The 14484-nt window shown below is 59.2% G+C and carries 8 protein-coding genes; all 8 read left to right on the forward strand.

Features of this window, described 5'->3' with window-relative positions; genetic code table 11:
- Positions 1 to 15: 15 nt before the first annotated feature.
- The 8 genes from vgrG (at position 16) to tssJ (ending at position 14422) form a co-directional block, all read left to right on the forward strand.
- Entirely contained in the window at positions 16 to 2340 is a 2325-nt protein-coding gene (vgrG, locus tag F3J17_RS02525) for a type VI secretion system Vgr family protein (RefSeq protein ID WP_167053454.1), read from the forward strand.
- 62 nt (positions 2341 to 2402) lie between these two features.
- The gene (locus tag F3J17_RS02530) at positions 2403 to 5126 is read left to right on the forward strand and encodes a glycoside hydrolase family protein (protein ID WP_345891117.1); all 2724 of its coding nucleotides are present in this window, start codon (positions 2403 to 2405) and stop codon (positions 5124 to 5126) included.
- Between the two features lie 43 nt (positions 5127 to 5169).
- On the forward strand, positions 5170 to 5949 hold the full coding sequence (locus F3J17_RS02535) for a lysozyme inhibitor LprI family protein (protein WP_167053458.1): 780 nt from the start codon (positions 5170 to 5172) through the stop codon (positions 5947 to 5949).
- A 105-nt stretch (positions 5950 to 6054) separates the two neighbouring features.
- Positions 6055 to 6933, forward strand: a complete 879-nt coding sequence (locus F3J17_RS02540; protein ID WP_167053460.1) for a hypothetical protein — start codon at positions 6055 to 6057, stop codon at positions 6931 to 6933.
- Between the two features lie 273 nt (positions 6934 to 7206).
- On the forward strand, positions 7207 to 10794 hold the full coding sequence (locus F3J17_RS02545; RefSeq protein ID WP_345891118.1) for an ImcF-related family protein: 3588 nt from the start codon (positions 7207 to 7209) through the stop codon (positions 10792 to 10794).
- A 52-nt stretch (positions 10795 to 10846) separates the two neighbouring features.
- Positions 10847 to 12658, forward strand: a complete 1812-nt coding sequence (gene tssF / locus F3J17_RS02550; RefSeq protein WP_167053462.1) for a type VI secretion system baseplate subunit TssF — start codon at positions 10847 to 10849, stop codon at positions 12656 to 12658.
- Positions 12659 to 12735: 77 nt separating this feature from the next.
- Entirely contained in the window at positions 12736 to 13773 is a 1038-nt protein-coding gene (gene tssG, locus F3J17_RS02555) for a type VI secretion system baseplate subunit TssG (protein WP_240160725.1), read from the forward strand.
- A gap of 31 nt (positions 13774 to 13804) precedes the next feature.
- Positions 13805 to 14422: a type VI secretion system lipoprotein TssJ gene (gene tssJ, locus F3J17_RS02560; RefSeq protein ID WP_167053466.1), complete on the forward strand. Its 618-nt coding sequence runs from the start codon at positions 13805 to 13807 to the stop codon at positions 14420 to 14422.
- Positions 14423 to 14484 lie beyond the last annotated feature (62 nt).

Here is a 14484-nt window from a genome sequence, read left to right on the forward strand (position 1 = left end):
AGTGGGGAATGGATAATGGAAAACCTGTATGACGAAACAAGACATTTCGTAGCCAGCATAACGGGTGCGACAGGTCGGCAGGCATACTTTCTCGATGTGCCGGGTACGGAAAGCGCTGCGGCGCTGTCGGTTGTGTCGTTCTTTGCCGTCGAAAAGATGGGCGAGCCGAACGTGGCCACCATCGAACTGACGCATCCGCAGCAGCTTGCTCGCACCGAATTTCTTAATCGAGATGCGGTATTCAGAATTGTTTCTGATGATGGTGTGACGAGGGCGTTTTCGGGCTTTATCGAGCGCTTTTCGACCGTGCAGACCACGAAGGACTACACCAAATACCAGGTGGTCCTGAAGTCGCACTTCGCCCGTTTGCAGGCTGGAACCAACACCCAGGTCTTCCAGCATCTCACTATTCCGCAGATCATCCAGAAGATCCTGCGCGCGCATGGCATCCGTGAGCACCAGATGCTGTTTCGGCTGCGTGCTGACTATCCGAAGGTGCTGTGGCGTTTTCAATACCAGATGTCGGACTTCAACTATGTGCATATGCTCATGGAGAAGAGCGGCATCTATTGCTATATCGTCGAGACTGAATACGGAGACCAGATTGTCTTTGGCGACGATATCGATCATTATGTTTATGACCCGCGGTTGATCGTCCCGTACCGGGGAGCGTCTGGCCTTGAAGCAGGTGGCGTGGAGGCGGTCACGACGCTGAAGACCCACACCGAGATCGTACCGCAGTCGATCCTGGTGGCCGACTACAACCCGGAAGCCGCGTGGGAGCGATACAGGGACCAGGCGAACGTCGCGCCACAGGATCCCACCACTTACGGGCAACCGTATATCTACGGCACCGGGCATCTGGACCAGCAGGGCGCGAAATGGGAGGCGCAGCTGCGCCACGAAGCGGCGCTTGCCCGTCAGGTGATCTACGAAGGAGAGAGCAACGTCGTCGCATTGCAGTGCGCGCGAGTGCTCGAAACCGACATCGCGTTGCCCGATGCGCCGCAGGGGCAGGTGATCACTGAGATTGCGCACAGCGGTGCCCGTGACAAGGCGTATTCGAACACCTACAAGGCAATCCCTGCCGACCGACGCTTCCGTTTGCAGCTTGAACCTGGGAAGTGGGCCAAAATCGCCGGCACGCTTAGCGCACGCGTGTGCAGCCCGGATAAATATACCTATGGTTTTTTAAACGCCGCAGGTTATTACGTAGTCCGACTCGATGCTGATTTCGGCGACTGGCCGAAGGGCGGCGAGAGTGTGCCTATGCGGTTGGCGAAGCCGTTTGCCGGGAAGTTGCAGACTGGCATGCACTTCGTCGCGCTGGATAACGACGAAGCCAAAATTACCTTCCGGGATGGCGATCCCGATAAGCCCGAAATCAGTGGCTTCCATCACCATTCGCAGGCCCGCGATCTGGTGACGAGCGACCGGCGCTGGCTCTCGCGCAACATGATCCGAACGCAGAGTAACAACAAACTGCGTATGGAGGATTGGGAGGGGCAGGAGGGCATCAAACTTAGCACCGAACACTCTGGCAAGTCGCAAATGAATCTCGGCTATCTGGTGAACCAGAAGCTTGAGTATAGGGGCGAGGGCTTTGAGTTACGCACGTCCGGTTATGGGGTGAACCGTGCGGGTAATGGCCTGCATCTCACAACCTACGACCGGCCCGGTGCTACGGGTAAGCAACTCGACATGCAGGAGACTATCGCGGAGCTCGAAAGCGCGCTGGCGATTGCGAAAGAACTCGCAGTATCAGCCACCAGCGCGAAGGCTGAACCTGCCGATACCGATGCGCAGCAGCAGGTCAAGAGCGATCTCGACGGCCTGAAGGAACCCGGCCTCCTGATAAGTACTCCGGCTTCCGCAGCACTTGTCTCGGGGCACGGTGTGCAGTTCGCAGCGAAGGACACCATAACCGGCGTTGCCGGGAAGAACGTTGACTGGAGCGTGCTCAAGCAGTTCACGGTCGCGGCAGGCGAGAAGATCTCGCTGTTTGCCCAAAAGCTCGGTATCAAGATCTTCGCGAAGGGTCCTGTTGAGATCCAGTCTCAGAGCGATGCGATGTCGCTGTTCGCGGATCAGGATATGTCTGTGTCGAGTGTCAATGGCACGGTGCGCATCAGCGCAAAGAACGAATTAGTTCTTGAGTGCGGTGGCGCATTCATCCAGATCAAGGACGGCATTATCACACTCGGTGGCCCGGCGGACCTGTTCTTCAAGGTCATCACGATCCAGAAGAAGGGCGCAGCGTCGACGGAAAATTCTCCGACGTTGCCCACGGCAAATGACCTCCCTGACCTGACTGGGCACGGCTCCAGGTTTTCCGGCTAATCACATTCAATCTGCAAATGGCCTCTCCTCAAAGCCAGCCAGCGACGCCACAGAGCGCTCCAGTGAGCGCACAGACTGCCTCGTCACTGACGTGGCGTTATCCGTTTCCCGCAAAGGACGGTAGGGAAGTCACCGATCCGCAGGTCTTCTATGGCGCGCTGGGTGCCATGAGCGATGGCTTCTTTCCGCTCGGTGTAAATGGTTTTCCGCACGGTGGAGTTCATTTCGGTGCGGGCTCTGCGTCACGCGTAGACCAGTCCAAAGGGGCACGCGCGATTGCCGACGGCGATATCGTCGCGTTCAGGATCGATGACGCATACCCTCATCTGCACTTTACCCAGACGCGCCACTGGGCGCTGTATTCGACAGGGTTTGTGCTGATCCGGCACAAGATGACGATGCCTCCAGCACCGGGAAGTACTGCTGCCCAACCCGCCGATGAGACGTTGACGTTCTTCAGCCTATATATGCACATGGCGGACTGGTGTACCTACCTTGCCGACGGTACGCTTGCACGGCCAGGTTGGTGGCCTGGCGTTGACGCTTTTCGAATTGGTGCGAAGGACCGGCAAAGTGGTGACGGCGGCGCTCCTGGAGCTTTTGTGTGGAGCGAGCCAACAAAGGGCAAGAAAGAGAATACGTACAGCGCCGGGCAGCACGTTGCTTTCCTGCCAGAAGGTAGTGAGGTTACCATCGGCGAAAAGCGTGGGCCGTGGGGCCATATTACGGCGATTGCCGAAGGTCACATGATCGCCGCCGGGAGCGGGGAGTATTTCGGCTGGGAGGACGGCCCACAAGCGCCCTGGGTCGTTCCGGATGGCCTTCGGCCAAAGGATACATCGAAGAAGGACGCCGTTCCCGATCCAGTCAAGGAGATGGAAACACCACTGCGGTCCGAGGGCGACTGGGGGTGGATCTATCTGCACGATCAGCAGGCCGTGAAGGAACCGGCGGGTGTCGGCTCCGTGGTCATTCCCTCTTCCGATCAACCCATCCATGTAAGTGCTGGAACATTGCTGGGGCAGATTGGAGAATATATAGACTACGAGACTTCGACGCCCCTGCCGCCGGTCCCGAGTCGGCAATTGTTGCATCTGGAGGTCTTCGCCGACGAGACCCTAAAGACATTCCTCGAGAAGAGCCGAACACGGGCTGCTCAGTTACCACAGACTGACAAGACGATCTTCGTTATTCAGGAAGGTGCGAAACTTCTCCCAAAGCCGGCTGACGCTAACGTCAAACTTGGTGATGGGGTGCAGCTTGCGAGGCTAACGCTTACTCCCACCAGCCCGAAGACCGGGCCGTGGGTCCACGTCCAACCATGGATCTCGGGTCCATCAGGCCACGCGCAGAAATACCAAGACCCCGTCTGGATTGCACGTTCGGGGTTGAGTCGACTTGATTCTCCGAACGGACTATCTGCGTGGAATTCGTTTCCGCTGCAATTGGCGCAAGCGAGCGCATCGGTCAACTCTGATCTCGTAGCATATCCGCGTGCGGAGCTGGATTCTCTCGGAGACGGAAACGTCGCGGTTGACGACAAGGGGGTAACCTGGTGGCGTCTTGAGATTGGTACAGGTTCGGGACAGACGGGCACGGGTTGGATTTGCGGCGGGAAGCAATCCGACGGTAGCGGGAATCAACCGAACACGCTTTGGGAGAGTCCGTGGGCGTGGCCAGGTTTTGAAATCGTAGATGCGACGACTATCAAACTCGCGGACGCTTTCAAGCGAAACCTATCAGTCACCGGATCGGCAAATCTCAAAGAACAGAAGGCGTTTGCCCCCTCAACTGCGGCCGTCGGTAATAGCGCTCTTTTGTCCAATCTTGAGCAAACCGTAAGTCGTTTGCCTGGAGCTAACGGAACGAAGGACGACCTGGGTAAGGAGGGCAGTGTGATTGTCACTGCCGTCAAGTTACGACAGGCACTAGCACGCCGCTGGTTGGCAGGCGAGCTGGGGCACGTCATCCTCAAATACGAGAGCGAATGGGGCGGTGGCACAAGCCGCTGGGAGGCGCTTACGCCGCTAATGCGTAACGCGGCCGAGAACTGGAAAAGTGAACTGGAGCGGATTAAAAAGCTCCAGTGGTGGGATTCCGTCAAGGGCAAAGTCGACGGGCTCCCGTCGAGTCCCGTGGTGAATCATATTCACCCTGTGGCCATGATTGCCAATTTTTATCGAAGCGCCGGCGTGAGTTCCATTTCTGACGATGGAATATATTTTATATTTGCCCACGAATCACTGGCAGGTACGACCAATCACCTTCATTGGCCAGGTGGTGCTAGTGGCGTTACGTTAGGTGCGGGATACGACATGAAAGAGAGATCGGCGAGTTCGATCGCTTCCGACATGAAATCCATTGGGCTTCCTGACGCAACAGCTCAAGCGATTTCCAACGGTGCGGGGCTACAAGGAGCTACCGCGCGTACATTTGCTACTACGAACCACAATCTCGTTAATTTGAGCAATGACCAACAAGCGCAGTTGCTTCACCATACAGTTCCGCCGTATGAAAATATGGTGCGCAAAGCGATCAAGATTCCTCTGAGTCAAAATCAGTTCGATGCACTTGTTAGCTTTGCTTACAATCCTGCTGGAAGATGGCAAAGCGTAACCAACTTCATCAACAATGGACGCGTGGATAGTGCGATGGCGAAGATCAGAGAGGGAAATACGTCCGGAGGTGTCGCGATGGAAGGCCTCACAAATAGGCGATCGGACGAAGTAAACCTCTATATGAACAGCAGGTACGAATTCAACGGGAAAACGCTCCCGCCACAATGAATGAGAATGAATTTCGTCAAGGTGACTTCTAAGGATCGTTAGGATGAGATATTTTCTTTCTATTTTTTCTTTACTAACGTTTTCAATTTCATCCTTCTCCAATGAATTTCAAGAAGCTATCAAGGGCAAGTGGCAGGTCGCTGAGGTTCACATTAATACCGAATCGCCGCGCACTCCATTCTACGCATGGAACGATCCACGGCTAGTTGGACGGTTTTTTACGTTCACGACAAATGCGATTACCAATGATACCCCCGATGACTCCGAGTGTGCGACGCCGAGCGTTAAGGAAGTCCCCATGCGGCTTCAAGAATTGGTAACCAAGAGCATGGGGGGGAATGCCACGGCAACAGCCTACCGTCTTGACCTTGGAAAAAGCACAAGTGCGGAAGGTATGCTGGTTTACTGCAATGAAAAATTGTGGAATGAAGACCTTGGATTAGATGAAGGAGTGCGAGGCTCGTGGCTATCTCTCGCCAGCACTGATCGAATGCTATTGAAATGGCGGGACGAAACAATTCTTGTTTTGTATAGGATTCATGATAATCAAAAATATAGTCCATCTTTTGACTGTTCAAAATCTGATGCAAAAACCGAAAGCGAGATATGCAATTCAGTTGAATTGTCAGCTTTTGATAGAAGCGTATCGCAAGCATATAAGCTTGCTCTCTCTCAAAATCGTGCGGCTGGCAACGACTCCCGCTCGCTCAAGCTCGAACAGAAGGCATGGCTAAAAAAGCGCAATCAATGCGGAGCAGATAGAGCCTGTCTCCTTTCATCAATGAAAAAACGGTTGGATGATCTGTCAAATTTTTCTCAATAAATAGTGCGATGACACCGCCAAATCTGGATCCTCACAAATCCCGTCGGTAGTCAAAAGGCAACCTCATAGAATCGTGCACGAAAGTATCCGAGGCAATCTTCTCTGATGTCCTGGCCCATTCCACTTTTCCCCAAGATCGAGTACCCAAAACCGATCTTCTCGCGCCTGTGGCTCCCGACGCTCGCTCTTGTAGCCGCAGGAGTCGCAGGCGCGGTGTTGCTGCTATGGCCGCACGGTAAGCCAACACAGACGTTCCAGTTCTGGTCCACACTAATTGGTGCTCCGCTGATTGCCTGCGCCCTGACGTTTGGTTGGAAACTGGACCAGTGGGAAGACGAGCAAACTGATGCTGAGGAATCCGAAAATGAACAAAATCGGCTTAGAGAAATGTGGTGCGAATGGACTCGCCGTCATTTGCCAGTCGTCGATTCTGTAGCATTTCCTGGTGCTACGGATGAAGTAGGCGAGCTCGCCAATGCGAAAGCCGACCTGCCGACTCTCAGCAATCGCGCCGTTACATTTGGCTGGGTGGAAGGGCGGGCGACTGCGTTTCGCCGTAGGCGGCTGTTGCACTTGATCGCGAGACACTTCGCTGGAGCACTCCGAACGAATAGGGAAGTCGTTATCACACTCATGCTCAATGACGCGTCGCCAGGTCTTTCCGATATCTGGATACAACAGGCGATGCGCGTCTTTGCTCGCGTGGTCCCACGGACAACATTTCACGTTGAAACACCATCGGCGAAAGGCTGTGCCGAGTGGATAACCCGACAGGTGGACCTGGTCGATCCAGCGACGCGGATTGTAATTGCTGTCCAACTCTGGACGGACGAGGAACAGGAGCATGTGTTCAGCGAAGGAGCCGCCGCCTTTCTCATCGATCCGGGTGCTTCGAGCGTAGGTTCGATCTTCCGGCCACAGGTAAGCGCGCGACAAACTGGAAGCCGGGCTCGTCCAGATCAAGGATTATCAGGTACCGCCTGATCGTGTAGCACTTGCGTGGTTCACGCGCTGCGAAGAAGGCGAATCGACTGCTATTCGTTCTGCGCTGACGAGCGATCCGAAGGATTCAGCGGTTGAGCGGCTGCTTGACAAATCGTTGGGATTGCCTGGGCCCGTCAGCGGTTGGATTGCGCTCGCCATTGCGATGGAAGCGGCGCGTGGCGCCGGACCGCAACTGGTCGCCTGGCATGAGGAAGCTTCCGAACCTCTTTGCCTGTGCATGATCTCGCCCTTGCCCGAAAAGGAAACGACGGTTTGAACAACGAGAAAAAATATATCCTGGGTCGTCTTCTCATGGCCGCTGCGGTTGCGGCAATTATCGTAGGCGTATTGCTTTATACCGTTGATACCAAGGATATTCTCGCCTGGATCATCCGGTTCAAGACCATGCTCATTTTCGCCGGGATCTTCGTCCTTGCAGGGCTGGGCTATGTTTTTCAACGACGCAAGCCGAAGCAGTGCACCGTACAGCAGGCATCGAAGGACCAGGGGGCGGAACCGCCAGGGAAGACGGACCCCGCGGCTGATGCTGCAACCAACCGCGCAGGGGTGGTCGTTACCTGGGCGAACGAGCTGAAGTTAGCGCTAAAGCGGAAGCGCTGGTTTCTCTGGGCCTACATCCAGCCGTGGGTGCTGGTCGCAGGTGACGCCGCGGTTGTGTCCACGTTGATACCAGATCTGGCCCAGAAGGGCTTCGTTATCACCGATGACGTCGTTTTGCTCTGGGGTGGTCTGGATGCAAACGGCAAGCCTGACGAGCTGTGGCTGCGCCAGATCCGCTCGTTGCGACGAGTGCGGTCGTTCGATGCGATTGCGCTCGTGCTCGACGACCGGACGCCGTTGCTCGACCTTGCGGGTGAGAACAATCCGTGGGGGGGGCGCCTTGCACGCATTGCCGAACTGCTGCACTGGTCGGCGCCGGTGTACGTTCTTGATGTCGACGGTACCGATGCTCTCCATCGGTTTGACACGCCCGTGACCGGGTGCGAATTTGCGCGTCCGCTGAATGCAACGGCCATTGAAACCTCGCTGCTCGAACTGCGCGACCGGCTCGCTGATCGCAGCGTGTATCAGCTGTCGGCCAATGGTAACGACAGTTACGCATCGGATCTGTCCACACGGCTCGATGTCCGCAGTGCGCCGCTCGCGCGCTGGATCACGGGCCTTTCCGACTGGCAGCGTCGCCCGTTGCCGGTCGCTGGCGTCTTCTTTGCGTCGCTGGCTGTTGCCAACGCATCGGGCTCGTCGAACGGTAGCCGTCTGCCGCTGTGGCGCCATCTTGCAGAAGCCTCGACGCATACGTCCGGCCGTCGCACCTGGTCCCACCCGATTACGGTGTTCTCGACGATCGCCCTGGTCCTCGTCGGCCTCTGGAGTGCCGGCATGCTCGTCTCGGGCATGAACAACGCACACGAGGCCATGCTGACCAAAGAATCCCTGCAGGCGCTTGTTCACGCGAGCGACACACCGGGTCGTCTGCGCGCGCTGCTCGGCCTCCAGCAGCGAATCGCTCTGCACGAAGCCCGCGTGCAGGAGCACACACCGCTGCTCACCCGCTTCGGCCTGAACCACGACCGCGCCATACTAGAAGCCCTGTGGAAACCATACGCTCGCGCCGCAAAGCCACTGCTCATCTCCCCCGTCCAGCAGGACATCGAAGGCCAGCTCGTCGATCTCGGCCAGATGTCGACGGCGCAAGCCGATACCCAAAGCAGCCAGGTGGCACAGGACGGCCAGCAGGCGCTCAAGACCTATCTCATGATGGCCGATCCGAAGCGAGCCGATCCCGCATTCATGGCACCCCAGCTCGGACAACACTGGAGTCTGGATACCGGCCTGCGTCCTGGAGAAAAACTCGACCTGTCCGCACAACTGCTGGGCTTCTGGGCGCAGCATTTTCCCGCTCACCCCGACTGGAACATCCAGCCGCGCGAAGATCTCATAGGCAACGCGCGCCAGACGCTGCTTGCGATCATCGGCGTCAAGAACTCCGAAGACACGATCTACCAAAGCATTCTCGATTCCACAGGCCACAAGTATCCCGACCAGACCCTCGCATCGCTGACCGCAGGCACGGATACGCGCGGACTGTTTTCGACCTCGTCGACCGTGACCGGCGTCTTTACGCGTCAAGCCTGGGAAGGCTCCATCGAGGCCGCAATCGACGACGCAGCGAAACACAATGGCGTCGAAGGCAACTGGGTACTCGGTAACTCTGGCAGTTCGCAGGCGGGCACGTCCATGACGCCGGAAGCATTGCGCGCCGCCCTGCGCGCCCATTACTTCTCCGATTATGCGGAGCACTGGCAGGACTTCATGAACAGTATCCGGTGCGCGGCCGCGTCCACGCTGCCGGCCGCCGTCGGGCAACTGAAGCTCATTGCCGATGCCCGTCAGTCCCCGCTCATTGCGCTGATGAAGTCGCTCGCGTTCCAGGGTGCTGCCGGCGCGCAGCAGGCTTCGCTTTCCGACGCGCTGGTCACGAAGGCGCAGAACTTCTTCGGCAAGAAGGACGACACCCAGCAACCGGCACAGGCCGATCCGGCGGGCCCACTGGCCGCTTCCTTTGGTCCGGTGCTCAAGCTGGTTGCCCAGGGCAACGGCACTCCCACGTCTTCGGCTAGCGACCTGAGTATCGAGCGCTTTACGGAGCGCGTGACGACACTGCGTCTGAAACTCCAGCAGATCAGCGATAGCCCCGATTCCGACGACCAGGCACGGCAGGTCGCGCAGGCGCTCTACCAAGGAAAGGGCTCGGATCTATCCGATACCCTCGGTTATGCGCAGCTCATCGCGGCGAGCCTTGGCGAGCAGTGGGCCGGCATGGGTAATTCGCTCTTCGTCGAGCCGGTTACGCAAGCGACCCGCACTGCGCTCGCGCCCGCCGAAGCGAGCCTGAACGATGCGTGGCGCCAAACTATCGTCGCTGCGTGGAGTCGTTCGTTTGCGGGGCGCTATCCGTTCGCCGACACAACCAACGATGCCTCATTGCCCGAACTCGCGCGCTTCCTGCGCCCGCAGAGCGGGTTGATCGACACGTTTCTTTCCACACAGCTTGCCGGGGCGTTGCAGTTGCAGGGGGATCAGTGGGTGCCTGCCTCCGGTGGCGCGGGCGCCGGCAGCGGCGCAGCCAGCACGGCGCGCGCATTCGATCCAACATTCCTGAAGGCGATCAATACCCTCCAGCAGATCGCCGGGCACATGCTTGCGCAGGGCGAGCCGCAGTTCGTGTTCGGACTCAAACCGGTGCCGACGCCCGGTGTCACCGACACGCTGTTCACGCTTGATGGGCAGACGCTGCACTACTACAACCAGGTGGAATCCTGGAGCACGATGACGTGGCCATCCGGAGAGCCGCAGAAAGCCGGCACTCGACTCGAATGGCAGACGGATACGGCGGGCACGAACAAAGGCTTCGAATTCCCCGGACGCTGGGCGCTCGTGCGTTTGCTCGAACGTGCAAGGGTCGAGCCAGTGGACAGTGCGACGTATCAGTTGACGTGGCAGGCGAAGCCGGAAAACGTCGATCAGAAGTCGGGTGTGAACAGGGCGGACGGGATCACCGATCTCGCCGCGCAGGTGGCACGCGAGCCGATCGCATCCGCGCCTGCGGAAGTGACGCATCCGTTGCGTTATCTGATTCACACGGATGTGGGGCAGGGGCCGATGGAACTACTTGCCCTTCGGGGTTTCGTGATGCCCTCGCGCATCTTTGTTGATCGCAGCAATCCTGCTGTCGCAAGACAGTCCACGGCCGCTGGGCCGCCGCCGCTGCCCAAAGCGGCCATTGCCGCCGCAAAGCATGCGGCTGTGTCGCTTCCCACAGGCATGGTCCCCCAATGAAGACGCGCCAACTCGCGCGCGCGAAAACGATAAGCCCTGAGATGCCCCGACCATGACCGACCCAACCCGCGATAACGAAATCCTGCGCTATTTCGAGGCGGAAATGCGCTACCTGCGCGAAGGCGGGAAAGAATTCGCCCGGGCGTTCCCCGACCGCGCGCGCGAGCTTGACCTCGACCGCGTGGGCGAGCGTGATCCGCACATCGAGCGCCTCTTCGAGGGCTTTGCCTTCCTGATGGGGCGCCTGCGACACAAGCTCGATGACGAACTACCCGAATTGACGAAAGGGCTGGTGAGCATGTTGTGGCCGCACTATCTGCGCATGATCCCGTCGCTCGCCATCCTCGAACTCATCCCCGAGGCGGGCGCCCTGCAGAAGCATGAGACGCTCGAAGCTGGGCTGGAAGCGACCTCTGGCCCGGTCGGCTCCGGTTCCGGAACGGAGGATGCGGTGATCGAGTGCGTGTATCGCACGACGCAAGCGGTCGACATGTATCCGCTGGCGCTGAGCGAAGCGGGTGTCTATGCGCGCGAGGATGGTCGCTCGGTCATCCGCCTGCATCTGGACATCCAGACCCAGGCCGAGCGCAGCCGGCTTCAGGTCCCGCGTCTGCGCCTGTACCTCAACGCAGACCGGCCGGTCGCGCTGTCTCTCTATGCTGCGCTCACGGCTAAGCCGGTGGCGATGCAGGTGCGTGTGCCCGGCTGGCCCGAGGACCGGCCAGGCACGCCGGTCGCCATGCCCGGACTGCGTCTGGCGCCCGCGGGATTTGCCACCGAAGAGCGTCTCTGGCCGAAAGCCGACAACGCGTTCGGCGGCTACCAGCTTTTGCTCGAGTACTTCACGTTCCCTGAAAAGTTCATGTTCATCGACGTGTTAGGACTCGACATCCAGGCGATCCCCGCATCGGCTACCTCCGTGGACGTCGAGGTCGTGCTCGAGCGGCCTTATCCGGACGACAAGCGCTTCACCGCGGAGAACATCCGCCTCTACTGCACGCCGGTCATCAACCTTTTTCCGATCGGCGCCGATCCCGTGACGGTCACGCAGCACGAGACCGAATATCGCGTGCGGGCGCGCGCCGAACACGGTTCGCTCATCGACATCTATTCGGTCGACGGTGTGGAATATTTCGAGCGCGGTCGTCGCTTCGAATATGTGCCGTTCGCCGCGTTCAAGCATCGGGGCGGCATGCTGCGGCATGACATGCCCGAGCGCTACTACCACACCCATATGCGCCGCGGGCCGTCCGGACGGTTCGACACGTGGCTCGTGCTGGGCGGCCACGCGTGGGAGCAGGCAAACACGTTGCCTACCGAAACACTCACGTTGTCGGTGACGGGAACGAACGGCATGCTGCCGCGCAAGGCCCTGCGTGAATCAGGCATCACGCGCATGCGCGGCGGGTTCACCAACATCGGTGCGGTGCGTAACCTGACGGCGCCCACGCTGCCGGTCTATCCGCCCACCCGTGAGCGGTACCAGTGGCGTGTACTGTCTCATCTCGCGCCGAATTACCTGTCGCTGCTCGACGCGGAAATTCTGCGCGGCTCGCTCGCGCTCTATGACTGGACAGAGGGCGAGCTGAACCGCAGGCGCATCGAGGCCATCACCGACGTACGGCACCGGCCGCTCAGCAAGCTCGTGAAGGGCGGCCTGATGCGTGGCGTCGAAATTATCGTGACGCTCGATGCCGGGCGCTTTGCCGGCGATGGTGACCTTGAGCTCTTCGGCAGCATGCTCAACCGCTTCCTGGGTCTCTACGCGTCGGTGAATCTCTACACGAAGCTGGTCATCGTGGCCCAGCCGACGGGCCGGCGCATCGAATGGCCCGAGACCAAAGGTGAGGGGGCGCCGTTTTGAACGCACCTGGAATGCCGGCGACTACGCCGGCTAATGCCGCGCCCCTGATGTCCGCGCTGCTAGGTCAGGCGTCGCGGATGAACTTCATCCGCTTCTGCGAACTGCTCGAACTGGCGGCGCCTGACATGCCACCGTTCGGCACCACGGACTCGCCTGCTGGGGAGCCCGTGCGGTTTCGCTCGCGTGCACAACTGGGGTTTCCGGGCCGGGAGATCGACGCGGTTCGGTACGACCCCGACAATCCGGGCGGGCCGCCGTCCGTGATCACTACGTTTCTGGGGTTCTACGGCGTGGATGCGCGCATGCCCGCGTATTTCGTCGACGAGGTTGCACAAAACCGCGACGGGGCCGAGTCGCTGGCGGCGTTCCTTGACCTCTTTCATCACCGCATCATTACGCAGTACTACCGTGTCGCGCGCAAGTACCGGTACCCGGTCGGCTTCCGCCGGGACGGCACGGATCCGGTATCGCGCTATCTGCTCAGCTTTGCGGGCTTCGGCTTCAGTACCTCCATGCGAGGCGCCACGTCCTCCGTAGCAGGTAGCGAAGCAGGGACGCTCACCGGCGCGCGGCAGCGACTCACAAAAGTGGCGGACAAACGCCGGCTGCTGTCCATGCTTGGCCTCGCCATGCAGAGGACGCGTACGGCAGAAGGGCTGGCAGGCGTGTTGCGGCATGCCGTGCCGGACGCTTCAATCGTGGTCGAGGAATTCCATCCGGTCTGGCGTGAAGTGAATGATTTTGAACCGGCCGCGCTCGGCGAGCAGTGCCTGCTGGGGCGCGGGTTCTACGACCGCGCGAATGTAGTCCGGGTCGTGATCACGCCGACGCTGCGCGAAACGGTGCTGTCGCTCGTACCGGGCCAGGCCGTTCACTGCGAAGTCACGGCGCTGTTGCGGTTCTATCTGGGCTACGAGAGCGAGGCGGATCTGGAGATGCATGTGCGCGCCGATCTCATGCCACAACCTACGCTTGAGCCACGTCAGGCCAATCTGGGCTTTACGGCTCAGCTGGAAACCCCGCACCGGTCTGTGGCTGCTGGGCAGGCTGGCGTCACAGGCGTCACGCGCGTGCAACTCGGTCGCTGGAATGGAGCAGGGGAAACAGGCGCATGACAAACAGCAAAAGAAACAGGGGAGTCTCTCAATGAGCACAAACAGGAAACGTGCGATACAGCATGCAGTTCTCGCGATCGCAATACTGGCTGCCGTCGTGACAGCAGGATGCGGTGTGGCTCAGGCAGTCGGCGACAGCACCGTGAGTGCTGCGAAGTGGGCCTTCACGACCCAGGTCAAGACCATGAACGTGGACCTCAGCGCGCGTGCATTGATCAATGCGGATGCGCAGGGACAATCCCTTTCGACGGTGGTGAGGTTTTACCAGTTGAAGGACGCCACGACCTTCTCACAACTGACCTATCGCCAGTTGCAGTCGGACGATCTGAATCTGCTCAAGGCAGACCTCCTGGCCACGAAAGATGTCGTGCTGCGGCCAGACGCGAGTGCAAGTCTTGCCGAACCGATGAACACCGACGCTCAACTCGTGGGCGTAGTTGCGTTCTTCCGCGAACCGGTGCCAAGCAGGATCTGGAAACTCGCCATTCCCAAAAAACAGTGGAAGAAAACGGACCCTGTGAAGATCGAGGTCAACGGCAATGAACTCGTGTTGGTCGGTGCCGATCCGCAACCGGTCAGACACGAAGCGCCGCAGCAGGCCGTACCGGCCAGTTCGGCATCGTCAACGGCAGCCAACAGGCAGGGGTGATCGACGCACTTAGCTGCAATCTGCGGGGTATGGCGATCCGAACGTATATCGCACGCCCCGCT

It is taken from the genome of Burkholderia sp. Ax-1719, assembly GCF_011753055.1.
GTDB lineage: Bacteria > Pseudomonadota > Gammaproteobacteria > Burkholderiales > Burkholderiaceae > Paraburkholderia.